Annotated in this window: 23 protein-coding genes; 17 read left to right on the plus strand and 6 right to left on the minus strand. The window is 41.7% G+C overall.

What is annotated here, in order from left to right:
* Positions 1–501 precede the first annotated feature (501 nt).
* On the plus strand, positions 502–969 hold the full coding sequence (locus LGZ99_RS14955) for an FAD/NAD(P)-binding protein (protein ID WP_262979276.1): 468 nt from the start codon (positions 502–504) through the stop codon (positions 967–969).
* A gap of 209 nt (positions 970–1,178) precedes the next feature.
* Complete coding sequence (locus LGZ99_RS14960; protein ID WP_262979277.1) at positions 1,179–1,592, plus strand: hypothetical protein; 414 nt, start codon at positions 1,179–1,181, stop codon at positions 1,590–1,592.
* Positions 1,593–1,728: 136 nt separating this feature from the next.
* On the opposite strand, the gene ychF is transcribed toward LGZ99_RS14960, so the two are convergent.
* A complete protein-coding gene (ychF, locus tag LGZ99_RS14965) occupies positions 1,729–2,820 on the minus strand; it encodes a redox-regulated ATPase YchF (protein ID WP_021325126.1) in 1,092 nt (363 codons plus the stop codon).
* 136 nt (positions 2,821–2,956) lie between these two features.
* Positions 2,957–3,547 carry an aminoacyl-tRNA hydrolase gene (pth, locus tag LGZ99_RS14970; protein WP_021325125.1) on the minus strand — a complete coding sequence of 197 codons (591 nt, stop codon included), beginning with the start codon at positions 3,545–3,547 and terminating at the stop codon, positions 2,957–2,959.
* Between the two features lie 440 nt (positions 3,548–3,987).
* Here pth and LGZ99_RS14975 point away from each other — a divergent pair, with 440 nt between their 5' ends.
* Both LGZ99_RS14975 and ychH read left to right on the plus strand, forming a co-directional pair.
* Positions 3,988–5,679, plus strand: coding sequence for a phage tail protein (locus LGZ99_RS14975; RefSeq protein ID WP_036838364.1), 1,692 nt, complete (start codon positions 3,988–3,990; stop codon positions 5,677–5,679).
* 605 nt (positions 5,680–6,284) lie between these two features.
* On the plus strand, positions 6,285–6,560 hold the full coding sequence (gene ychH / locus LGZ99_RS14980; protein WP_021325124.1) for a stress-induced protein YchH: 276 nt from the start codon (positions 6,285–6,287) through the stop codon (positions 6,558–6,560).
* A gap of 123 nt (positions 6,561–6,683) precedes the next feature.
* Here ychH and prs read toward each other — a convergent pair whose 3' ends face one another.
* The 3 genes from prs to lolB all read right to left on the minus strand — a co-directional run bounded on the left by prs (position 6,684) and on the right by lolB (position 9,195).
* The gene (gene prs / locus LGZ99_RS14985) at positions 6,684–7,631 is read right to left on the minus strand and encodes a ribose-phosphate diphosphokinase (protein WP_021325123.1); all 948 of its coding nucleotides are present in this window, start codon (positions 7,629–7,631) and stop codon (positions 6,684–6,686) included.
* Between the two features lie 74 nt (positions 7,632–7,705).
* Positions 7,706–8,572: a 4-(cytidine 5'-diphospho)-2-C-methyl-D-erythritol kinase gene (ispE, locus tag LGZ99_RS14990; protein WP_023044877.1), complete on the minus strand. Its 867-nt coding sequence runs from the start codon at positions 8,570–8,572 to the stop codon at positions 7,706–7,708.
* Positions 8,572–9,195 carry a lipoprotein insertase outer membrane protein LolB gene (gene lolB, locus LGZ99_RS14995; RefSeq protein WP_262979278.1) on the minus strand — a complete coding sequence of 208 codons (624 nt, stop codon included), beginning with the start codon at positions 9,193–9,195 and terminating at the stop codon, positions 8,572–8,574. Before lolB ends, ispE begins: the two co-directional genes overlap by 1 nt.
* Positions 9,196–9,437: 242 nt before the next feature.
* Between lolB and hemA the strand changes: the two genes are divergently transcribed.
* From hemA to kdsA, 5 genes are read left to right on the plus strand one after another with little or no spacing between them, the layout of a single operon-like run.
* Entirely contained in the window at positions 9,438–10,700 is a 1,263-nt protein-coding gene (gene hemA, locus LGZ99_RS15000) for a glutamyl-tRNA reductase (RefSeq protein ID WP_262979279.1), read from the plus strand.
* A gap of 31 nt (positions 10,701–10,731) precedes the next feature.
* On the plus strand, positions 10,732–11,814 hold the full coding sequence (gene prfA / locus LGZ99_RS15005) for a peptide chain release factor 1 (RefSeq protein WP_023044880.1): 1,083 nt from the start codon (positions 10,732–10,734) through the stop codon (positions 11,812–11,814).
* On the plus strand, positions 11,814–12,662 hold the full coding sequence (prmC, locus tag LGZ99_RS15010; RefSeq protein ID WP_262979280.1) for a peptide chain release factor N(5)-glutamine methyltransferase: 849 nt from the start codon (positions 11,814–11,816) through the stop codon (positions 12,660–12,662). Before prfA ends, prmC begins: the two co-directional genes overlap by 1 nt.
* Positions 12,646–13,455: an invasion regulator SirB1 gene (sirB1, locus tag LGZ99_RS15015; protein ID WP_262979281.1), complete on the plus strand. Its 810-nt coding sequence runs from the start codon at positions 12,646–12,648 to the stop codon at positions 13,453–13,455. Before prmC ends, sirB1 begins: the two co-directional genes overlap by 17 nt.
* A 58-nt stretch (positions 13,456–13,513) precedes the next feature.
* A complete protein-coding gene (kdsA, locus tag LGZ99_RS15020; RefSeq protein ID WP_262979282.1) occupies positions 13,514–14,368 on the plus strand; it encodes a 3-deoxy-8-phosphooctulonate synthase in 855 nt (284 codons plus the stop codon).
* A 103-nt stretch (positions 14,369–14,471) separates the two neighbouring features.
* Here kdsA and dauA read toward each other — a convergent pair whose 3' ends face one another.
* On the minus strand, positions 14,472–16,172 hold the full coding sequence (gene dauA / locus LGZ99_RS15025; protein ID WP_036838393.1) for a C4-dicarboxylic acid transporter DauA: 1,701 nt from the start codon (positions 16,170–16,172) through the stop codon (positions 14,472–14,474).
* A 682-nt stretch (positions 16,173–16,854) separates the two neighbouring features.
* Between dauA and LGZ99_RS15030 the strand changes: the two genes are divergently transcribed.
* From LGZ99_RS15030 to LGZ99_RS15065, 8 genes are all read left to right on the plus strand, one after another.
* Positions 16,855–17,547, plus strand: coding sequence for an SDR family NAD(P)-dependent oxidoreductase (locus LGZ99_RS15030; RefSeq protein ID WP_021325117.1), 693 nt, complete (start codon positions 16,855–16,857; stop codon positions 17,545–17,547).
* Positions 17,548–17,790: 243 nt separating this feature from the next.
* On the plus strand, positions 17,791–18,039 hold the full coding sequence (locus tag LGZ99_RS15035) for an acyl carrier protein (RefSeq protein WP_021325116.1): 249 nt from the start codon (positions 17,791–17,793) through the stop codon (positions 18,037–18,039).
* A gap of 130 nt (positions 18,040–18,169) precedes the next feature.
* Positions 18,170–19,030 (plus strand): hypothetical protein, encoded by an 861-nt coding sequence (locus LGZ99_RS15040; protein WP_036838351.1) that lies wholly within the window; start codon positions 18,170–18,172, stop codon positions 19,028–19,030.
* Positions 19,020–19,769, plus strand: coding sequence for an ApeI family dehydratase (locus LGZ99_RS15045; protein WP_036838350.1), 750 nt, complete (start codon positions 19,020–19,022; stop codon positions 19,767–19,769). The genes LGZ99_RS15040 and LGZ99_RS15045 overlap by 11 nt, the downstream gene beginning before the upstream one ends.
* A complete protein-coding gene (locus tag LGZ99_RS15050) occupies positions 19,759–20,943 on the plus strand; it encodes a beta-ketoacyl synthase N-terminal-like domain-containing protein (RefSeq protein WP_021325112.1) in 1,185 nt (394 codons plus the stop codon). The genes LGZ99_RS15045 and LGZ99_RS15050 overlap by 11 nt, the downstream gene beginning before the upstream one ends.
* A gap of 86 nt (positions 20,944–21,029) precedes the next feature.
* Positions 21,030–22,781, plus strand: a complete 1,752-nt coding sequence (locus LGZ99_RS15055; RefSeq protein WP_023045573.1) for a carbamoyltransferase family protein — start codon at positions 21,030–21,032, stop codon at positions 22,779–22,781.
* A gap of 119 nt (positions 22,782–22,900) precedes the next feature.
* A complete protein-coding gene (locus LGZ99_RS15060; protein WP_021325111.1) occupies positions 22,901–23,803 on the plus strand; it encodes a class-II aminoacyl-tRNA synthetase family protein in 903 nt (300 codons plus the stop codon).
* 22 nt (positions 23,804–23,825) lie between these two features.
* Complete coding sequence (locus LGZ99_RS15065; RefSeq protein WP_023045572.1) at positions 23,826–24,806, plus strand: hypothetical protein; 981 nt, start codon at positions 23,826–23,828, stop codon at positions 24,804–24,806.
* The last annotated feature ends 109 nt before the right edge of the window (positions 24,807–24,915 follow it).

Below are 24,915 nucleotides of genomic sequence, written 5' to 3' on the forward strand. Positions count from 1 at the left end.
ATGTCAATTGATAGAAATTGCATCTATGATATTCCCATAATAGTTTAAAAATACAATATGTAAAGTTTATTATCATGAAATTTGCTTTTAGGATATTTTATAAAAATAATCCTTTATTATACAGCTTGATAATGTATTTATATCTGCTAATAATTTATTTTATTATCAATTATATATTGATTTATTTTTTGTTTATATTTATTTGAAATGAATAATTACAAGTAAGGATTGTTATTGATTATATTAACTTCTTGGTTAAAATGTTTTTGTCGTTTGGTTTATCTTGTTTTATTGTTATTAGAGATGAAAGGTAGGGTAACGATAATAACGAGATTTTAATAACTTATATTAATCAAGGAAAGGTCGGTGTCCATATAATTATTTAGCTTGGCATTATCATCTTTCGTAGTTGAGAACACTTCGAAAATTCATTTTAATATACGATTGCTGGAATTGTAAATTAGCTGGAAAGCTCTATTCCATTGGGATTGTCTAGATTCGTTGATTAAGCTTCTCGAGCGTAAGAATAAAAAGGCGTCAATTGTCATTTTTGACGAAGATAAAAACTTTGGTTGTGGGGAAGTTTATAATTCTGATTATCCGTGGCTTTTAATGAATACACCTGTCGAAGATCTTTCAGCAGTTTATGGTGTGTTAGATGATTATATTGATTGGAATAGGACAAAAAACAATGGGGTTATTAAAAGATATGTGTCCAGGAGTAATTTTGGAATTTATCTGAAGAGTAAACTATCATCAATAATTTATGCTGTTAACGTGCAGGAGGATAGTTTTAAAGAATACAATATAGTCCATAGGGTGACGGCCTTTTATGGCGAGCGATCGTTGATGGATTTAAAAAATTATGAGGAGAGTAGTTCTATATTCAATCCAATCCGTGACCATATCATAGTTTCCATGCTACTCGTAGATGAAATAATGAATGTAGGTCATCACGTCACACTATAATGATGCAATAGTAGTAGCAAATCATTTACGGTCATTCATAATAACTGTGAGTGATATTAATTTTCTAAAACTCTGTCAATATAGAGAATAAACTTTATATTTTTGTTTCTATTGCTTTAATAAAATATATATTTAGATAGTTCAGTTGAAAACTGAGCGAGGAGATAGAAAGAAACCCTTAATAAAGAAAGGAGTTGATTATGAAAAAATTGTTTTTCTCGTTGTTTGCGTTGCTGTTGTTGAGTACCAGCAATATTGCCTCTGCCGCTTGTGCTTACATGAATGTACATAACAGTGGGGCAAGTTTGGCAGTCAACGAGTCCAGCGATGTGTATGGTCCATTCTCTATTTCTTGCTTGGGAATGGTTTCGTTCACGTTCCAGGATTTGTCCGGCAATAACCCTACAAGTACCATCAATCACCTCATTGAAAAGATGGACGGTGGATCGTGGAAAGTCGTTTCCCAAACCACTAGCTATGGTGAACGTTCCGTTACTCGTAGTTTTTTCCCGACTGCGACAGGTTCGTATCGTTATCGAATCGTAAACAGCGGCCAGAGTGTTGTGCGTAACTGGCGAATGGAAGGGCGAATACCATTGTTTACGATTCCTGGCACTCGTTGATAATAACCAGCTACTATAGCCGGAGAATTGCGTTTCATTCTCCGGCTTTGTTAAGTAAAGGGCCGCTAGTGCAGTCAGCGAGAGTGCGAGCTACCTAATCTTGGACTCTTTCGTGCGGTTGGAACTGAAACGTTGATCAGACATTAAACAAGAAATTCATCACATCGCCATCTTTAACGATATACTCCTTACCTTCTGAACGCATTTTGCCGGCCTCTTTTGCGCCTTGTTCGCCTTTATAAGTGATGAAATCTGCAAAAGCGATAGTTTGCGCACGGATAAAACCTTTTTCGAAATCAGTGTGGATCTTACCGGCAGCTTGCGGTGCGGTTGCGCCTACAGGGATTGTCCATGCCCGGACTTCTTTCACACCGGCGGTGAAGTAAGTTTGTAGATTCAGTAACTGATAGCCAGCCCGGATCACGCGGTTTAAACCGGGTTCTTCCAGACCAAGTTCAGCCATAAACTCTTCACGTTCATCATCTTCAAGCTCTGCAATATCGGCTTCTACCGCAGCACAAACAGGTACGACAACCGATCCCTCTTTTTCTGCGATTGCACGAACAATATCCAGATGAGGATTGTTTTCAAAACCATCTTCGTTGACGTTAGCAATGTACATCGTGGGTTTCAGCGTCAGGAAACTCAAGTAGCGGATAGCGGCTTTCTCTTCAACACTGAGATCCAATGCTCGCAACATACCGGCTTGTTCCAGATGCGGCAGGCATTTTTCCAGCGCTTCCAGCTCAGCTTTGGCATCTTTATCGCCACCTTTGGCTTTTTTCTGGACGCGATGAATGGCTCGCTCACAAGTGTCCAGATCGGAAAGGGCCAGTTCTGTATTGATGATCTCAATATCAGCAGCAGGGTCAACCTGACCGGAAACGTGAATGATATTGTCGTTGACAAAGCAACGTACAACATGGCCGATAGCTTCCGTTTCACGAATGTTAGTCAGAAACTGGTTGCCCAGACCTTCACCTTTTGATGCGCCTTTTACCAGACCGGCAATATCGACGAATTCCATTGTGGTAGGCAGGATACGTTGAGGTTTTACAATTTGCGCCAGTTGCTCAAGCCGTGGATCGGGCATCGGTACTACACCGGTATTTGGTTCAATGGTGCAGAACGGGAAGTTTGCTGCTTCGATACCTGCTTTGGTCAGCGCATTGAATAATGTTGATTTCCCGACGTTAGGCAAGCCAACGATACCGCATTTGAATCCCATAAATTTTCACCTTAAATTACTTATAAATCAAAAGGCTAGGGTAGCCTTTGTGATGAATCAGAAAAAATTGGCGCCATTATACACGGAATGGCGAATTATCACGATCCCGCAAATAGGATTTATCCATTCTGTGTCGTCAGGCACTGGCTTTGAAGCTGTGCAAGCGGTTGATCGCTTTATCCATACCTTGTTTCATCAGAATATCAGTGCAGCGCAGAGCTTCATCAATCGCGTCATCAATCAGCTTTTGTTCACTGGTTGGTGGTTTTCCCAGCACAAAGCCAATAACTTTATTTTTATCGCCCGGATGACCGATACCAATACGTAAGCGATAGAAGTTAGGATTATTACCAAATTTGTTTTGGATATCTTTCAAACCATTATGGCCGCCATGACTTCCGCCCAGCTTCATTTTTGCCACTCCCGGCGGTAAATCGAGTTCATCATGTGCCACCAGAATTTCATCCGGTTGGATACGGTAAAAGGAGGCGAGGGCCGCGACAGATTTACCGCTGAGGTTCATAAATGTTGTCGGGACTAACAGACGAACATCATGGCCGCACATATTAATTCGGGCGGTGTAACCGAAAAATTTACTCTCTTCTTTCAATGGCTGATTGTGGCTCTGTGCCAGCAGGTCGAGGTACCAAGCCCCGGCGTTGTGCCGGGTTTGGGCATATTCAGCACAAGGATTAGCCAGACCGACAATTAATTTTATGTTACTCACTATTTTTCTTCACTTTTAACAGTAAAAACAATAAAGAGGGGTAGTTTACCTGTCAGGTGCGACGAGTACAAAGTTCAGTTTGATTATTCTTCCCTTTAGGTGATTACTGATGGTTATCGGTCGATAAGTCATTTTCATTATGTAAAATTGTAAAAAATAATTTAATAAATTTCGCAATTGTAATAGCAAGTGAGGAAACGGATGGAAAAGAGTAATTTCCATATATTGGACGAAAATGATTTTGATATATATCTGGTTTTAGGGTATTTGGTTTTTCATTGCTATCAATTATAAAAAATAGTTGGTCATTTAAGTTGTAACAATGTGCCATTATTCTTTTTATAAGCTAGACTATAATTGAAATAAATTATTGTGAACTGTTTTTACAATAATTCAACATATTGCTCATAAAATAAGATTATTTAATTTAAGGAGAATATATGAATCCCAAGAATGATTTTAAAGCTTTTTCTATTAGTAACAACGCGAATGTAGTGAGTCAAGAAAGGTATGAAGAAAGCCAGAGTTTGAAGACTGGGTTCCCACCAAACAATATTACAGTTCATTTGCTCAATAAGGTATTACGTCAGTCGTCGGCAATATCATCTGTTGTAGCTAATTTTATTGCGACATATTCCGGCAATGATATTCTGGACGATGGTGATATAGTTAAACTTGCTGCTCAATTAAATAGAGCGTTAGAACAAAAAATCGCAATCGAAGTGCCAGATGCCTCATTGACACAAAAAGGTGTTACTCAGCTTGCAGATAAAATAGGTAATAGTAATACTCTCGCGGTAACTCAGAAGCTTGTTTCTGATGTAAATGATAATGCTAATAACCGATTGGCAAAAGACCAAAACGGTGCAGATATTCCTGATAAAAACGCGTTTGTGAAAAACCTCGGCTTAGCGGAAACAGTGGAATTGGCGAAAAATGCAGTATCGGTCAATGGTGGAAATTATCCAGGGTATTTTAGGTTTAAACAGATTGAAACGCTTCCCACTGAACGTAATGCGACGATGTTAGTTTCTTGGCAGGGTGCTAAACCGACAAATGAGATAGTCGGGTTTACGCTTTACAATTGGTATGACAATTATATTAAAACAGGTATTGTGCGTGGCGGTAGCGTCGATACCTACGGATATACGATAGATATTAATGGCAAACGGTTTTTTTCTGTTTCTCCGGAGGGCCGGATTGAATCTGCATCAGCGAATATAAAAGGGAATGCGGGTGCTTTTAATATAACACATGATGCTGGTAGACATGCATATTTTCAGTTTATTGAGGAAGCAACAAGGACGGCCTACGTTGGATTTCCAGGTGACGGGTCACCGAATTTTGATATTTGTAACGAAAAAAAATCTAGCAAATTAACAATTGGTGGAGAGTTGGCTGCATATATTAATAACAATCGGGTTTTTTCTGTTTCTCCGGCGGGTCGGATTGAAGCTGCATCAGCGAATATAAAAGGGAATGCAGGTGCTTTTAATATAACACATGATGCTGGTAGACATGCATATTTTCAGTTTTTTGAAGAGGCAAAAAGAACGGCCTACGTTGGATTTCCAAATGATGCAGCACAGGATTTTCATATTTGCAACGAAAAAAGATACGGCAGATTGACAATTGGTGGCGATAAGTTGAAATATAACGACAACTCTATTGCAGTTTTTAATGATAATTGCATCACCGACACTAACGGCAATCTTAAAGTATCCAGTCCCATAGTGAGTATTCATCCAAACGGAACTTACGAGCTAACTCGTGAAGCGGAAGGGGTGACTGTTAAGCGGATAGAGACCGGGAAATATCGTATCAGCGGTTGCAATGGTTTTGCTAAAGATGGGGCATGGGGAGTGCACGGTGGTACCATCGTCCCGGCAGACAGCAACGGGTTAAATCTGATTTGGGTTTATGAATTGGTAGACACATTCAGTGGTGATATAACCATTGAATGCTATCATCGTCAAAATACCGATGCGCCAATATTTGCTCAAAATAAGCGTGTCAAAAGTATTAACGGTGATGGGGAAGCTATTTATTACCATGATGGTGAGTTATGCGACATCCCTGATGGACGAGTACTCAATGTTCGGGTACAACTGCCGGAAAAACCACAAGAATAATGTAATCGGGGATAAATAGCCCTTTATTATTCGCACTCTCTGTCTCCATTATTTTAACAGCCTTAAAAAGCTGAGTTATTTGCCGGGTTCACAGAGAGTCGGTTTTACCTGTCAGTATACAAATGGATATTTTAGCTTTAGAGTTTATTCTAGTTACATTGGATCTTTGTATCGTTATGAACCGCTTAAAATAAAATTTTCATCAATTGGTCTAGGTTGCCTGGATGATCGGATACATCGAGGAATATCGATATTGTTAAACTCATAACTATATTAGACTCTGGATATTTACGAGATATTGATTGCGTGGTTTATTATTAAATAAAAATATATAACCTAAATGGAATTTCACAACTATCATTGTTATATATCAAGATTACAGCTAAAAACTGAACTTCTTTTTAAATGAGGTTCAGGTTATCTAAGTTATTATTTTTATCATGTTATTTATCACTATAAATAGGGAATTGCGATTAAATCTTTGTTAGTTGTGATCGTGTCCGCAATGACCTTTTAGCAAATAGAGCTATACTCTATAGTGTAAGTAAACATAAGTTTCTTGACTTTAGGTTCTTAGTGAGCACGAAGAGTGTTGGAGGTAACATATGAAACGTCAGAGTGCCTTCATAGTTGGTAATGTATTGATGGGTGTTGGTATGTTGACCATCGTTAGCAGCCTGGCTTATACATTACTGCCCCATATCTTCGGTTTTGGCTGGCCTGAATTTTTATCTGAAGCAGCGCTATTGGGAGTTTTTATTGGTGCTCTTGTTTGGTTAGCTGGTGCCGGTGTGGGAGGCCGGGAAGGTGTGGCAGATCGTTACTGGTGGTTGAAAAATTACGATGAGCGTTATCGTCGTGGTGATCATCGGTATCCATAACAAAAACAGTGTTAGTCAGAATTTTTGCTAATGGAGGAATATTATTATGACTCCGGATAAGCAGAAAACCCGTTGAAGTTCTTGGCAACGGGTTTTTTCTTAAGCGCGATTTATGAATGAAACTTAGTGTTCAAACATCGCAGAGATTGACTCTTCATTACTGATGCGGCGGATCGCTTCAGCTAACATACCGGATAAAGTCAGAGTACGAACCTTATTCAGCGCCTTGATCTCAGCAGACAATGGGATGGTGTCACAGACAACCACTTCATCAATAACCGAGTTTTTGATGTTGTCCACCGCGTTGCCGGAGAAAATCGGGTGAGTTGCATAGGCAAATACACGTTTAGCTCCACGCTCTTTCAATGCTTCAGCCGCTTTGCATAATGTACCGCCGGTATCAATCATGTCATCAACCAGTACGCAGTCGCGACCAGCAACATCACCAATAATGTGCATCACCTGAGAAACGTTAGCCCGTGGCCGGCGTTTATCAATGATAGCCATATCCGTGTCATTCAGCAGTTTGGCGATAGCGCGGGCGCGGACAACACCGCCAATATCCGGGGAAACAACGATAGGGTTTTCCAATTCTTGCTGTAACATATCTTCCAGCAGGATCGGGCTACCAAATACGTTATCAACCGGAACGTCAAAGAAACCCTGGATCTGTTCAGCATGCAGATCAACTGTCAGTACGCGGTCTACGCCGACACTGGACAGGAAGTCTGCGACAACTTTTGCGGTAATCGGCACACGGGCTGAACGGACCCGGCGGTCCTGACGGGCATAACCGAAGTAAGGGATTACTGCGGTAATACGCCCGGCGGAGGCACGGCGCAGTGCATCAACCATAACGACCAATTCCATCAAGTTGTCGTTAGTCGGTGCACAAGTGGACTGGATGATGAAAATATCACCACCGCGTACATTTTCGTTAATTTGTACGCTGACTTCACCGTCGCTGAAACGACCGACAGCAGCGTCTCCAAGATTGGTGTACAGGCGGTTGGCAACACGTTGTGCTAGTTCAGGGATGGCGTTACCAGCAAAAAGCTTCATATCGGGCACGAGAAAAACCTCAGGCTTGCGTCCAGAGAGATATTGTTGACCAATGCTCAAATGAACGATATCTGTTCATTGGTTCAATAACCGGGTATCCCAGAGCGGAAATTATGCAAAGGTGAATTGTTGACGCCACGCGCAACAAAACCATGCAACCACTCAGGGGCTTGATTTAACACCTTACGGGCCGATGCTTCTGATTCGAATTCGCCGAATACACATGCACCGGTCCCTGTCAGGCGTGACGGCGCGTATTCTAGCAGCCATGAAAGAAGCTGTTCAACCTTACGAAAACGTTTTCTTACAAGAGATTCGCAATCATTTGCGTACGGAGCCTGTAATAATGCGGGCAGAGAGCGAATTGGTGTATCACGTTTTAATTCCGGATCTGTGAAGACGCGCAGAGTTGGGATCTCAATCCCAGGGTGAGCAACCAGATACCATTTCTCTTCCGGCTTTGCTATGTGCAGGATTTCACCAATACCTTCTGCAAATGCGGCGTGACCTTTGATAAAGATCGGCACATCAGCGCCAAGACTTACGCCGAGGGTTGCCAGTGTCTCGTCTGTGAGGCTGGTTTGCCAGTGGTAATTCAGGGCAATCAGTACCGTAGCGGCATTCGATGAACCGCCTCCTAATCCACCGCCCATGGGCAGACGCTTGTTGATACAGATATCTGCACCTTGATGGGCAATGCCAGTGCCGTGTTGATGGCTGTAGGATTGCAACAGACGCGCTGCGCGAACAATCAGGTTGTTATCGTGTTCTACACCTTTTACCGGTGTCAGTAAGTGGATTTCATTATCCTGACGTGGGGTGATGGTAATTTCATCACCATAATCCAGAAACTGAAACAAGGTTTGTAGCTGGTGATAACCATCAGCGCGGCGACCGGTGATATAGAGAAACAGGTTAAGTTTTGCCGGTGAAGGCCAGGTCAGCGTCATTATTTTGTGGTCCAGTTATCCATTTTCAGCTTAATGCGACGGTCGCCCTGAGTCAGTTCAAGGCGGTCAGGAAGAGGAGGGGTTATGGCGGTATCGTAGGACTGATAATTAACCTGCCATGTTGCGCCATGTTGTTGATAGTTTAAGGTTTTCAACAGATAGTTAGCATCCAATTTGAAGTCTTTTGCGTCACCGGGCAGACCGGTTATCCAATGTCGCAGATTATCCAGTGGAATATCCATATCGGTGAGTTGATAAATGATCTCTTCAGGATTATCACTGAAATATTTTTTACCCTGGCTATCGGTTAATTGCGTCATGCCGGGTTGAACGACCAGTTCTAATTCAGTGCTGCCCAGAGGATTCGTTAATAATAAACGGTAGCGCTCAGGGTTATATTGCTGCCAGAAAAAGCGGGCATAAACTTTCTTTTCACTAGCCAGATAAGCAAAAGATCCACGGGTCTGGTATTGGTTCAGTTGTTGTAGTTGTTGTCTGTGTGCCCTCCACTGAGGGGAGTCTGCCGAACCGGATCCACCAGGTTGCGTTAATGTACAGGCGGTCAGCAGCACGCAAGAGAGTGGCAGCAGACGGAATAGTGATAATTTTTGCATTGGCTTCATCAGCAATCTCTGATTAATAACGTGAAAATTCTTACACCACTTAATAATGAAGAATGGTGCATTAATCCAGTTAAATCTCAAAAAATATCCTGAATAATGAGATTAGACGTGGTTGATCGTCTTTTATTGAACGGAGGTATCAAGTAGAATGCACAGCTAATTAAGAGTCCTTATTAAGGGTGATGATTTCATCAAAACAAGATGTTTTTTACGATGAACTGCCTTCCTGCTGATAATTCAATATGACTTTGTTAGCACTTGGTATCAACCATAAAACCGCTCCTGTATCCCTGCGTGAACGAGTGACTTTTTCACCGGACACTATCAGTGAAGCACTCGGCAACCTTCTCCAGCAACCCCTGGTGAGGGGGGGAGTTTTATTGTCAACGTGTAATCGTACAGAGCTTTATCTCAGTGTAGAACAGCAGGATAATCTGTATGAGCAATTAATTAACTGGTTGTGTGAATATCACCAGCTTAATCCCAAGGATCTAAAATCCAGTATTTACTGGCATCATGATAATGAAGCCGTCAGCCACTTGATGAGAGTGGCGAGTGGGCTGGATTCGTTGGTACTTGGAGAACCTCAGATCCTTGGGCAAGTGAAGAGAGCATTTGCCGAGTCGCAGGACTGCCGTTCTTTATCGAGTGAATTGGAGCGATTGTTTCAAAAATCATTTTCTGTCGCCAAGCGCGTCAGGACTGAAACAGAGATTGGTTCAAATGCGGTTTCCGTCGCTTTTGCGGCTTGTACCCTGGCGCGGCAGATTTTTGAAACACTTTCTGAACTGAATATTTTGCTGGTTGGTGCAGGGGAAACCATTGAGCTGGTTGCCCGCCATCTGAAAAAGCATCGGGTGCACCATATGATGATTGCTAACAGAACGAGAGAGAAGGCGCAGGTATTGGCTGACGAAGTTCAGGCGGAAGTGATCACTTTATCTGAAATTGATACACGTTTAGCCGAAGCTGATATTGTCATCAGTTCAACCGCCAGCCCTTTGCCTATTATTGGTAAAGGCATGGTTGAACGTGCATTAAAGTTACGCCGTAACCAACCCATGTTGCTCGTTGATATCGCGGTTCCCCGTGATGTAGAGCCTGATGTGGAAAAATTAAATAACGTCTATCTCTACAGTGTTGATGATTTGCAGGCAATTATTCAGCACAATCTTGCACAGCGCAAAGCGGCGGCTGTTCAGGCTGAATATATTGTTCAGCAGGAAAGCGGTTATTTTATGGACTGGCTGCGTTCACAAGGTGCAGTCAACTCAATCCGTGAATATCGTGCTCAGGCCGAACAGATGCGGGCTGAAATGACAGCCAAAGCGCTGGCTGCTATCAACCAGGGGGCTGATCTGGAACAGACAATCAACCAATTGACTCATCAATTAACGAATCGTCTGATGCATGCTCCTACCAAATCACTCCAGCAGGTTGCCAGCAATGGTGACCTGGAGCGTCTTAATTTATTACGTGACAGCCTGGGGCTGAAACATAATTAACCATATCTCGGAATAGGGTCTGAAATCACGAATGAAGCCTTCTATTGTTGCTAAATTGGAAGCATTACAAGAACGTCACGAAGAAGTTTTGGCTCACCTCAGCGATGCTGATGTGATTGCTGATCAGGAACGTTTCCGTGCTTTGTCGCGGGAATATGCCCAACTGACGGATGTGACGAATTGCTTTAAGGTCTGGCGCACGGTGCAGGATGACCTTAAGGCCGCTGAAATAATGCTTGATGACCCTGAAATGCGGGAAATGGCACAGGAAGAGATCAAGGACGCCAAGGTTCGTAATGAGGAGTTAGAGCAGCAGTTGCAATTGTTGTTGCTACCGAAAGATCCTGATGATGAACGCAACTGCTTTCTTGAAGTTCGCGCCGGAACCGGGGGGGATGAAGCGGCTATTTTCGCCGGGGATCTGTTTCGTATGTATAGCCGTTATGCTGAATCCCGTCGTTGGAAAGTCGAGGTGATGAGCGCCAATGACGGTGAGCATGGGGGTTATAAAGAAATTATCGCTAAAGTTTCCGGCGAACAGGTTTATGGTCATCTGAAATTTGAATCTGGTGGTCACCGTGTTCAGCGTGTACCGGAAACTGAATCGCAAGGGCGGATTCACACTTCTGCCTGTACCGTTGCAGTTTTGCCGGAGATTCCGGAAGCAGAATTGCCGGAAATCAGCCCAAGCGATTTGCGTATTGATACGTTCCGTTCGTCTGGCGCCGGTGGTCAGCACGTCAACACCACGGATTCCGCTATCCGTATCACACATATTCCAACCGGCATTGTGGTTGAGTGTCAGGATGAGCGTTCTCAGCATAAAAACAAAGCGAAAGCGATGTCGGTATTGGCAGCGCGTATTCGTGCCGCTGAAGTGCGTAAGCGCCAGGAAGCAGAAGCCTCGGAGCGCCGTAACTTGCTGGGTTCCGGTGATCGTTCAGATCGCAACCGTACTTACAACTTCCCGCAAGGGCGGGTGACGGATCACCGGATTAACCTGACCTTATACCGCCTTGATGAAGTGATGGAAGGCAAACTGGATATGCTTGTTCAGCCGATCGTTAATGAATATCAGGCCGATCAATTATCAGCGTTGTCAGAGCAGGATTGATGGATTATCAATCCTGGCTTAAACAAGCCACAACACAGTTATCAGCCAGTGACAGCCCTAAACGGGATGCGGAGATTTTGTTGGGGCTCGTCACTCACCATTCCCGAACTTACCTATTGGCATTCGGGGAAACGCAACTCTGTTCAGAGCAGTTCAGCCAGCTTGAAACGTTACTGGCTCGCCGGGTAAAAGGTGAACCCATTGCTTACATTACCGGCGAACGCGAATTCTGGTCGTTGCCATTAAATGTTTCGCCTGCCACATTGATCCCGCGGCCTGACACGGAGTGTCTGGTTGAAAAAGCGCTTGAACGGCTTTCACCGGCGCCTTGCCACATTCTGGATTTGGGAACCGGCACCGGTGCGATTGCGTTGGCAATTGCCAGTGAGCGCCCTGATTGCCGGGTTACCGGGGTTGATATCAATCCTGATGCGGTCATTCTGGCGCAGGGCAACGCTGAAAAACTGAAAATACAAAATGTGGATTTTCTGCAAAGCAGTTGGTTCTCTTCGTTGAATAATCAACAACTTGCTATGATTGTGAGTAATCCGCCTTACATTGACGAAGCCGATCCACATCTGTTTCAAGGTGATGTGCGGTTTGAGCCAGAGAGTGCATTAATTGCGGCGGAACAGGGAACGGCCGATCTAAAGACAATTATTAATTTGTCACGTAATTTTCTGTTACCTGATGGATGGTTGCTGCTGGAGCATGGTTGGAAACAGGGAGACGTTGTAAGAAGCCTGTTTTCTGAGAGTGGTTATCAGCGGGTGGCTACTTTTCAGGATTATGGCGGTAATGAGCGAATAACACTGGGTCAGTGGAAAAGTGATGAAAGCCATAGCTGATTATGAATTTAATAACGCATCTTTAAGTAGCGGTATTCTGTTAATATCTGGAGCCATTCGCTCCGACTTTCCTCAGAATTCAGTGGAAAAGCAGCTTCAGGTATTGATTGATGAAGCCAGACGTGAAATATCTCCACAGATGAACAGAGAGGAACAGCTGGAAAAATTACTCAGGCTGTTTTATCAGAACTGGAAATTCGGCGGCGCCAGTGGTGTTTATTGTCTGTCAGATACATTGTGGTTGGATAAAGTACTGCAAACCCGTCAAGGTTCTCCTGTGGTTTTAGGGATCATTCTTATTCATATTGCTCAGGCTTTAGAACTGCCCTTTATGCCGGTTGTTTTTCCGACACAGTTGATTCTGCGAGTTGATTGCCCGGATAAACCGGTGAGATTTATTAATCCAACCAATGGTGAAGCGCTGAGTGAATATATGCTTGATGTGTGGCTAAAAGGTAATATTAGCCAGACAGCCAAATTGACGGCGGATGATTTGCAGGAAGCCGATAATATCAGCATCGTATATAAAGTGCTGGAGATCATAAAAGTCGCGTTAATGGAAGAAGGGCAGTTGGAGCTGGCGCTGAAAGCCAGTGAAGCTGTTCTGATGTTTGATCCCGATGACCCATATGAAATACGTGATAGAGGGCTCATTTACGCCGAGCTTGATTGTAACCATATTGCGGTTTCTGATTTGAATTATTTTATCGAGCATTGCCCGGAAGATCCGGTCACAGAAACGATCAGAATGCAGATATACTCCATTGAGCAGCAATATATTGTGTTGCACTGATATTGCTCTGCACTGATTCATTTGGTTAATTTATTTGTCCTTAACAGAAGGTATAAGTATGCAACAGAAAGTGGTTAATATTGGTGATATCAAGGTCGCTAACGATCTGCCGTTTGTTCTCTTTGGTGGTATGAATGTCCTTGAGTCACGGGATTTGGCCATGAGTATTTGTGAGCACTATGTGACAGTGACACAAAAACTGGGCATTCCTTATGTTTTCAAAGCTTCCTTTGATAAAGCGAACCGATCATCAATTCACTCTTACCGCGGCCCTGGGCTGGAAGAGGGAATGAAGATTTTTCAGGAGCTGAAACAAGCTTTTGGTGTGAAAATGATTACTGACGTGCATGCGCCAGCACAGGCGCAGGCGGTGGCGGAAGTGGTTGATGTGATCCAACTTCCGGCGTTTCTGGCGCGCCAGACTGATTTGGTTGAGGCAATGGCCCGCACCGGCGCAGTGATTAACGTTAAAAAGCCACAGTTTATCAGCCCAGCCCAGATGGGGAATATTGTTGAAAAATTCAAAGAAGGCGGCAACGATCAGGTGATCTTGTGTGATCGTGGCAGCAACTTTGGTTATGACAATTTGGTTGTGGATATGCTGGGTTTCAATGTCATGGTTCAGGCCACGGGGGGGCATCCTGTGATTTTTGATGTCACTCATTCACTGCAATGCCGTGATCCGTTTGGTGCCGCGTCGGGTGGCCGTCGTGCTCAGGTGGCTGAACTGGCGCGTGCGGGAATGGCAGTTGGTATTGCCGGCCTGTTCCTTGAAGCTCATCCTGATCCGATAAATGCGATGTGTGATGGCCCATCAGCGTTGCCGTTGGCGAAACTTGAGCCATTCCTGATCCAGATGAAAGCGATTGATGACGCAGTAAAAAGCTTCCCTCAACTGGATACCAGCAAATAATTTGGTTATCAAATGATGAATGTGTTTGGCGCTGGTTTACAGCGCCATTATTGGGAAAAGGCTGGCCAAACTCTTTTTTCTGGTGGTTTCAGTTATCCATTTTTCAATTGAAATTCAATTCTTCCATTGCCCGTGGCAATGTTGCATGGAAACTGAGATGGTTTTCAACTAATTGAACTCTGGCTCTGGCCAGTGTTTTTAACGGCTGAAATGGAATATCGCAAACAGCAATATATTTATCCTTACCTACTTCATCAATAAAGCGCTGGAAAGCGTGCAGCCCACCGGCATCCAATACAGGAACGGCATCCCATTGCATGAGGATCGTCTGATAACCTGCGCTTGCTTCCTTTAATTCTGTAAAGATACGTTCAGCCGCGGCGAAGAATAATGGGCCATTGATACGAACAACCAGCAGACTTTTATCCCCATTTGTTTGTGGCAATTGGCTGATACGGGTCATATTGGCTATCCGACGCATAAACAGCAGTGAGGCTAACACGATACCAATCGTAATAGCGATGACCATATCAAACAGTACTGTGAACGACATACAAAGAATCAGCACAATAATGTCATCCCTTGGCGCGCGACGGATTAGATCGATAACTTTATGTATCTCGCTCATATTCCAGGCGACCATGAGCAACAGGGCGGACATGGCGGCCAGCGGAAGATAGGAGAGCATTGGCGCTAACGCCAGTAAAGTTAATAACACCAGCAGAGAGTGAACAATTGCCGAAACCGGTGATGTTGCCCCGGCTCTGATGTTTGCTGCTGATCGGGCAATAGCCGCGGTAGCGGTAATACCCCCGAAGAACGGTACAGCGATATTTCCCAACCCCTGACCAATTAATTCACTGTTTGAGTGGTGCTTTTTACCTGTCATACCATCCAAAACAACGGCGCAAAGCAGTGATTCAATAGCACCTAACATTGCCATTGAAAAGGCCGCGGGCAATAAAGCTGAAACTGTTGCCCAACTTATATCAATGTGATGAGAGTCGATGTCAGGTAAACGCCACGGTAAAACGAATTGAGGAAGGATGGGGGGGATCCCCTGGCCCTGTGTACCGTCATTCAAGATGTAACTGAATTCAGAACCGATAGTAACAACATCCTGACCAAATAAATTCATTATTCCCATTACAGCGGTTCCCGCGATCAAGGCTGGAAGATGCCCGGGTAATTTCAGCCCAAGCTTAGGCCAGTAAATCAGAACCGAAAGTGTCGCCAGCCCAATCAGCGTATCACTTAAATGCAGCGTTGGCAGCGCCTGAAACAGCGCGGCAACCTTATCAATATAACTCTCTGGCACATGTTCCAATTGCAGACCAAAAAAATCTTTTACCTGCATGGTGGCAATAGTGATGGCGATCCCCGAAGTAAAACCCAGTGTCACCGGTAGAGGAATATACTCTATCAATTTGCCAAAGCGGGCTAATCCCATTACCAGTAGGATAATCCCCGACATTAATGTCGCAATGAGCAAACCGCTCAGACCAAATTGCTGAGATACCGGATAGAGAATGACAACGAAAGCGGCTGTAGGGCCGGAAACACTATAGCGTGAGCCGCCGGTTACCGCGATAACAATACCGGCGATAGCGGCGGTGTAAAGCCCGTATTGTGGCGCGACGCCACTGCCAATAGCCAGTGCCATAGCGAGTGGGATAGCGATAATACCGACAGTAATACCGGCAATAATATCTTTAATTAAACGGGTAAAAGAGTAGGGTTCTTTCCAGCAAGCATCAATTACAGCACTAAACGGCCGTATGCCGTTCATTCTACGAGTTTTCATCTGTGCATAAACCAAAAAAATAAAAGGAAAAAGCAATAAGGTCATTATAATCCGAATTGCAGGAATAATGCTTTTAGTTCAAAACGATAGCGCCATACATCAAACTCAATGTGAATAGCTTAGCGGCAGGGAAGTGAAAAGTAAAAGGGAGAATAATGCTTTTATCATTGGATCATATCTTGGAATCGATTCTATTAGGTATTTATTCTTATTGGTGAATTTTATTAAGCTAATTTCATAAATAATATAATCAATGTTCTTAGATTTAATGTTATATGTTTTTTTTGTTAATTATAGAGTTATAATTTTTTATTTTTATAATGAATCAATCCGGTTGATAATAATTTATAATTGTTATTGTTTTAGAATTAAATAATTAATTGTGTATTTGCTGATTGTATTTATTATGCAAGGATTAAAATAGCCATATCAAATGATTTCAAAATTTATCTTTCTTTAGTTTTGCGTATAACGTGACCAATGTTTTAATGTTTCTTAAATATTGGATTAATAATTTGACAGATATAAGAACCCACCCTATTATTTAGAGTGACTCATGGAATTAAACGAATTAAATTAGTCAAAAATACTATTTTGTCTTAATGATATTTATTCTGAATGCTTTATTTAAGGTAGGGTTTATTGTTGGAAAATAATTTTTAGATAAGGTAGGAATGTTTAAATGGATAAATATAACAGTAAGGTACTTATTATTGGTTCATCAAGTGAAATTGGGAATGCGATTTGTAAGCATGCGGTAGCGAGTGGCTATGAAGTATTAGGGACTTCACGTAAACCGCATAATGAAGAGATTCATTTAGATGTTATGTCGGATAGCAGCGTAAAAGAAGCAATTGAAATTGCAATTGAAAAGATGAGATGTATTGATGCTGTTGTCTATACTCCGGCGATGTCAGTGGATGGTTTGTTGCATGTTCAGGATATTGAGAGCTGGCATGATGTTTTTAATGTCAATTTATTCGGCGCTGCAAGAGTGGCAAAGTATTTGCTTCCGCATTTTATGAAGAATCGTAATGGTGTGATGCAATTTATCTCTTCTACAGCGAGTGTACGTGGCTCGCCAGGAGCCACGGCTTATTCTTGTTCGAAAGCGGCTATGAACGCATTGGTAAAAAATATTGCTAATGATTATGGCCGTTTTAATATCAGGGCCTACTCTGTGATGCCGGGGTATGTTGATGGTGGCATGCTACGTCATATTTCTTCAGAGAAAAAAGTGGAATTAGCCAAAAGTATTGCATTAAAACGAATGGCGGATGTTGATGAAATTGGCCGTTTTTGTGTCGGGGCATTGAGTGCGTCAACTTATATAACAGGCACAACCCTTCGCATTGATGGAGGATTGATTGGTTAATAGCAACATCGTAAATGTTGCCAATCACTTTAATGTGAAAATGATTGCCGGTTATCATTTCAGTTTTGGTCAAACTATTTAGAATAGAAACTAAAGCTGATTATTAAATATCTTTATTCTTATATCGTTTATGAATTATTTTTCTGAATAAATCAGCAGAAATAAGTTTTTCTATATATATTTCTTTATATAAATAGATCTATAAACCATTAAGTAGGATATACACGTATTGGGGATGATGATATGGATGATATTGATATGGTTAATGAAGAATTAGCAAGTATTCTGTTGAATGTTGCTGAGTTAGACTCTGATTTTGAAATAACTTCGAATAAATTATTGAAGAGTGATCTTGGCATTGACTCACTAAAGTTAATTGATGTCATTTTATCGGTTGAACGAACCTTTGGAAAAGAAATTTCCGAGGATGCGCTTGCTCGTATTCAAACTGTAGGTGAACTATGGGAGGAAATAAAGAATAACTTGCCATAGTCGGGTTCATTCAATCAACAATTAAGAGCCTATCCTATTAGGTGTTCATTCACAATAACGGTCGGCAACAATAACGCCTATTGGAATAGGCTCTATAATTCTCTATTTTTTAAACATGAGTTGGGTGAAAATGTTGACTTTTAACGTGGAAAATTTAGCTATTTATCCTAATGTATTTCGGCATGAGAGAGAGGAAGAATTTCATCTTCCTTCTGATATTTCTGAATTTGTAAGCAATAAAGGTGATCGTTTTCGTGACGACTTCAGCCGCATTTGTACCTATCTGGCAAATAAGCTTATTGCAGAAGAGAGAAATGTGGAGAATGAATCTGTAATTGTGGGTACAGAATATGGCAACCTTGACGCAATGCTTCGTTTTCAGCGGCAGGTAAGGAACAATGATAAAATGGTATCTGCTCAACAGTTTCCTTATGCTACCACGAGTTCAGCTTCAATCTTTATTAACATGGACAAGAAGGTGACAGGAGGAAATTGTACATTAAATGCGGGCAGTAAAACGCCGGTTATGGTATTAATTCAGGCGTTACTTAATTTATATAATAGATCATCAGGTATTAGCCATCTCTTTTTCGGTGATGTTTATTGTGCAGAAGCACTTGATGATATACGAAAAAAAACTAGCAACCAGAAATCGATATCTTCTGGTGTGATGTGTGCGAATTTATCGAGTGGAAGACAGTTTACGGCAGATTTTTTCTTCGGATCAACAGCGGAAGAGATAAAAAGACGGCTTGACACTTTATCATCGGATACGAAGATTTTTATATTCAATACGTTGAATAAGAATGAAGCATTAATTAATGCGATTAAAGATTATAATATCATTGAATATCAAGAATATAACGGTGCTTTTCTATTTCATGAGTTTATGAGTGCTATTCAACACAGTAAAAAAGAAGATGCTTTTGTATTTATTGCAATCGATAATATGAATGCCTCAGGCGTAAGGGTTATACATAATGATGATTAATCATATTAACCATGTTTTTTCACCTGGAGATGAGATATTCAAATATCATTTTCCCGGCAATCCTGTTGTTCCTGGCATCCTGCCGGTAGCTGCTTTTTGTAAAGAGATGGCTGATAAGTCTGTCGATTTTATCAATTTGAGAAATCTATTCTTTTATCAATTTATACGTCCTGATGAAAATATTAAATATAGCCAGGAGAAAAACAAGATTTCTGCAATGGTATCAGAACAACTTTGTTTTTCCTTTTTCTTAGATTATTCTGGCGAAGATAAAAGCGGTGAAAGTAAAAGAGATCTTTTTTCGTCTTCTTTATTATCATTACCATTACGTGAGCCGGAATTTTGGTTTTTGCCGAAGATCGTCTATGTTAATGATATATCAAACAGCGCGAATTGTAGTTTGGATATTAAATTATTGCAATATGAATCTGCTTATTTGCAAAAATTCCATTATTTCCCTTTGATTATCCTTGTTGAGGCAATGGGGAATTTGGCATTAGTTTTGCAACATCAGCAACAGAATATTTCAACTGAAAGCGATTATGTTTTTGCCAGATTTGGCGAATTGGCTTTCAGGCCGGGTATTGAACATATTCATTCTCCGGTGTTTATTGAGACCAAAGTGACACGCTTTGGTTCAATAATGTGTTGGGATGCATGGGCATATAGTGAAGGGGAAAAATTACTTTGGATAAATGACGCTGTATCAATTAAGAGGAAGGGGAACGATGTTGGATAAAATATATGTCACAGGGCTTGGCGTCGTCACTCCAATTGGTATAGACGTCGAAAGTTATTGGCAGAAGCTATGTGCTGGAGAGTCAAATTTTACCCGATTGGAACCTGTCTACTCTGCTATGAAGCCAAATTTTGTTGCCGGAAAAATTTCGGCTGGGCCGCGTATGGATATAAAAGCCAGAGCACCGAAATGTACAGGCGCACAGGTTCCTGATTCTTCTCTATATGCTGTCGATGCGGCACTCCAGGCAATAGCGGACGCAGGATTAACGCCAGGGTGTGCTGAATTGCGTAATGCATTAGTGTGTGTCGGTAATAATGAGGCTGAGGCGGATATTCTTGATCAATTAGTTGAAGGTATACCTGTAAACTGGAATGCCAATATCTATTCGAGTCATGCCGTTTCCGATAATGTTGCCCGCGCAATTGGGTCATCCGGGCCTTCCATGACGATACATAATACCTGTGCGTCAGCAAATATTGCTCTTGAAACAGCATTACGTATGATGAAAGCAGGGATCGTTTCGACATCCGTAATCGGTGGAGGAGACGCTTTTTCTAAAAAGGTATGGTCAGGTTTTTATATGCTTAATGCATTGGGGGCAGAACAGTGTCGTCCGTTTTCGCAATTAAGGCGCTTTATTACCATATCTGAAGGGGCTGCTTTTTTAGTGTTGCAGAATAGAAAACAAGTTGGTGAGTATCAATCTCCTTATGCTGAATTGATTGCGACGGCAAGTAATAATGATGCATTACATCCTACTAACCTGGATATTAACAGTGTCACCCAATGTCATGAAAAATTATTGAATTCAGCAGGGCTGGCAGCCAGAGATATCGATGGTATATATGCACATGGCACCGGAACAAAAGCTAATGATGCAGTAGAAGCGTCAATATTCTCCGAATACTTTCCGAGCTCGGTTGTTTCCGCAATTAAAGGAACTATAGGGCATATGATGGCAACGGCGGGCGCGATTGGTGCAGTCAGTGCTTGCTTATCTTTGAGAGATCAAATTATGCCACCGACAAATATCTTGCGGAAGGATTATGAGTATCAATTTAATTTAATTACTCATGATATGGAAATAAAGCATAATTTACGCTATGTGCAGAATAATGCGTTTGGTTTTGGTGGTAATAACGCGATTACTTTATTTGGTAGGGTGACTTAATTCTTCATGATATAAAATGGACTATAAATATAAAGCGCATGGTTTGATTTTCATGAAAGAAAAATAATAATTTTGAGGTTAATAATATGATTATATTAGGTATCAGTGGCCTTCCTAATTCTCAACGTTTTATGCGGGAGAATTACCCGGGTGTGAGTAAATTAGACGAGCGCATTTGTCAGGGAGTAGATAGTGCAGCCTGTTTGATGATTGATGGAAAAGTTGTTGCTGCTGCCGCGGAAGAACGCTTTACCGGAGAGAAAGGCACGGGACAGTTTCCTATTCATGCCATTAACTATTGTTTGGCGGAAGCGGGTCTTACGCAAGATGATATACAGGTTATTGCCCACGGTTTTAATTATGATCACTATCGCCGTTTTTTCATGTGGAGCAAAAAAATGTTCGAGTGCGCTTTCAGTAGCAAAACAGTGATTGACGCATTCGTTTCAGCTGGATGGCAGAATATCGAACCGCGTTTTCAAGCGGTAGATCATCATTTGGCTCATGCGGCGTCAGCCTTTTATCCCAGTGGTTTCCCCTCTGCACTTTGTGTCGTTTCAGATGGTATGGGTGAAATAGAATCTTTGAGTATTTATCTTGCTAAAGACCAGCAATTCCAAAAATTGTACAGTCAGCCAATTAGTTCTTCATTAGGTGAGCTTTATTCTATCTGTACCCGGTTCCTTGGCTTTGTATTTAATAGTGATGAATATAAAGTCATGGGACTTGCCGCCTATGGTAACCCTGAGCGATACCGTCATATTTTCAATGAATTAGCCCAATTCGATGCAGATAGTGGATCAATACGTGTAAATTGGTCACCGCAACTGTTTGATAATGCGGAATATGGTTTTCCTGTTGCGATGGCGCAACTCAGCGATATGTTTGGTCTTACACCGAGAAATGAAGATGACACTTTACTGGATGTTCACCAGGATTTTGCTGCGGGATTGCAGGAAAAATTCGCACTTTTGCTGAAACAGTTAGTTACATATTGGCTGCAAAAAACCGGTGAAACGTCACTTTGTCTTGCCGGTGGATCATTTTTAAATTGCAAAGCCAATCAGGTCCTTTGTCAGCTTGATGAGGTGAAAAATGCCTTTGTCCAACCTGCATCGGGTGATGATGGGACTTCTTTGGGGGCAGCGCTTTTTGTTGCCGGTAAATACCACAATAATTCAGATCATTACTTTAATCCCTATCTTGGCCCGCGCTTCTCAACAGATGAAGTTCGTAATGCATTATTCCGGCATGGTTGTAATGCGGGAATGAAATGGCGTTATTTGGGATTGAACGATGATTATTTTGCTTCCGCGGCTAACGATATCGCGGAAGACAAAATCATTGCCTGGTTCCATAATCGGATGGAATTTGGCCCAAGAGCACTTGGCAATCGTTCGATTCTCGCGCTTCCGGCAGGTGAAGGAATAAAAGACAGAATTAACAGCACGGTGAAGTTTCGTGAGGCTTTCCGTCCATTTGCGCCTGCCATTTTGGATGAGGACTGCGATATTATTTTTGAGACACGAAATCTGTCGCCGACCCGATATATGCTTTGCACTGCTGACGTAAAACCAGAAATGGTAGGGCCGGTTTCCGGTATTGTTCATGCTGATGGAACGGCACGTATTCAGCTTGTGGAACGTACTTTTAACGAGACTTTTTGGCGGTTATTGAAGGCGGTACAGGAGATAACCGGTTACGGTTGTCTGGTGAATACTTCATTTAACGTTAAGGGACAGCCACTTATCATGTCACCTGATGTTGCGATAGATACGTTTTTGAAAACCTCACTGGATAAGCTTTATATTGAGGGATTTGTCGTATGGAAAGAATAACGTTGAAATCTGGATATGATATTTGATGATATGGGAACACATCCTTTCAATTTGGCGAGCAGGGATTGCTTGCCGGACAACATAAGGTAATTATCGATCAGCAAAGGTAATATAAAAATATGATAAAAGAACTTCAGCAGCGCAAGCTGCTATCAATTGTGCAATCACAGAATGGCCTTATTGGGTACAGGTTCACAGATAGTTTGTGTGATGCCGCCGAATTCCTTGATGAGACACTCTTGCAAGTTTTATGTGAGGGAATATCTGTTACTCCGCACTCTTGTACCACATTATTACCTCGCTCCACATTGGAACGTATAAATTTCTTTGACAAATTACCCAGCAATCCGTTACATGTTTACCCTCATTTAAATAATGATGTGATGAGTGAGAAAACAGGGGATGCATGGGTACTGAGTCCATCGACTTGCTATCATACCTTTTCTCATTTGACAGATAGTACCCATGATTGGGAACTGAAATATTTTACTGCTAAAGGGCAGTGCCACCGATACGAACCTGCTAAAGATGAACCAACGCGCATGGGGAATTTTACGATGCGTGAATTAGTCTTGGTGGGGCTACAGGAAAAAGTAGAAACACATTGTGAAATGATATTTGGACAAGCTGTTAAATTTTTACGGCTACTGTCTCCCGCTCTTTCAGTAGAAAAAGCCAGTGATGTGTTTTATGGAGAACATTCTAAAGTGACTCGTAAAGTGCAGTTATCAATGGGAGTAAAGTGTGAAGTGCTTATCCCTTGGTTTGATAAGTATAGGGTTAGCGTTGGCTCACGAAATTTACACCGGGATTTATTTACTACAAACTTTAATATTATCAGTAGTACCTGTGATCGTCCTTTGCATTCAGCCTGTATTGCTTTTGGCATGGAGAGATTACTTTTGGCTCTGTTAGCTCATACTTTGAATTATGACCCTTGTTTACTGATCGAGAATATAGAAAAAGCAGCTTCATTAATGTCTGGTCCACTATTCATAAATCAGTCCATTGTGCCGAGGTAGCAAAATAGTTATGGAAAATGTGATGGGTAAACCAGAAAAAAATGCCGCTATAAATTGTTTTACCGGTAGCCTGACAAGATTACTCAATTTACGGGGTAGAAAGACGTGTGAAGCAGAGATCCTTGAGGCCGGTGATGGTTATTTATTTCGCAGTGGTTATGATGAATTGAATATGCCTGAATATACTTTCTCTGTTAAAGCCGTTGGATTAGCCGGCGCGGTAGCTTTAGGCGCAGATATGGTTTTGCTACAGATAGATTATTTACATTGGTGTCGTCAGTTAAATGAATTGTTATGTCAAAAGAAAGGCGTTATTGCTTGGGTTAATTCGGCATATTTATCTTATTCTGAAGTTTATACAAATAAACCAGAATATCTGCATGCAGTTCTGATCACGGCTATTTCGGATGATTATTCACAAGTGCGTATCTTCGATTCTTTGGTGGTTGATCGGGAACCTTATTCTTGTGAGGCATGGATGCCATCCAGGCAGTTTTATTCATCGCTTTACGATAAAGTGCCCAGTGAAACTTATGATCATATGGGTAATTTTTATATTGTTGATTCACTGAAAAATCTGGAAAGAATACCAGTAAGGGAATCACTTATTCGTCAGGCTGAATTATTTAATACTTTACCTGAATATTATAATTCGCTGAGAAATTATAGAGAATTATGTCTGGATTTGTTTCAACAAGCAGAGGATAAAGCTTGTCGGGCCGCCAAAAGATTATTTGATCATATTAGTGTGTTATATGTGATACCCAATTTGAGTTTGTTTAAACATTCTTTAACCAGGGCAGATATTGCATCTTCTCTGATTGAACATTGCACGGAATTGATTAGCCATTGGAAAGCGTTATCTATTTTAGCCTTAAAGTTTGAAGCCACATTATCACTTCAGGTACTCGAAAGAATAGAAGACCGTTTTAATCGCATTGATCAAATGACTAATATGATGTGGGGGGAGTTGTATAAGTATAAAGATAAATCATGCTATTGATAATTATGGAGCGTTGCCTCACTGCCTAATTTATATATAACTTAAATTAATTCATAAACAGGGTAATAATTTGCATGGATATTATCACGCATAAAAAAATAGCGACTCT

Origin of the sequence: Photorhabdus temperata, assembly GCF_025384845.1 — a bacterium.
In the GTDB taxonomy this organism is placed as follows: domain Bacteria; phylum Pseudomonadota; class Gammaproteobacteria; order Enterobacterales; family Enterobacteriaceae; genus Photorhabdus; species Photorhabdus temperata.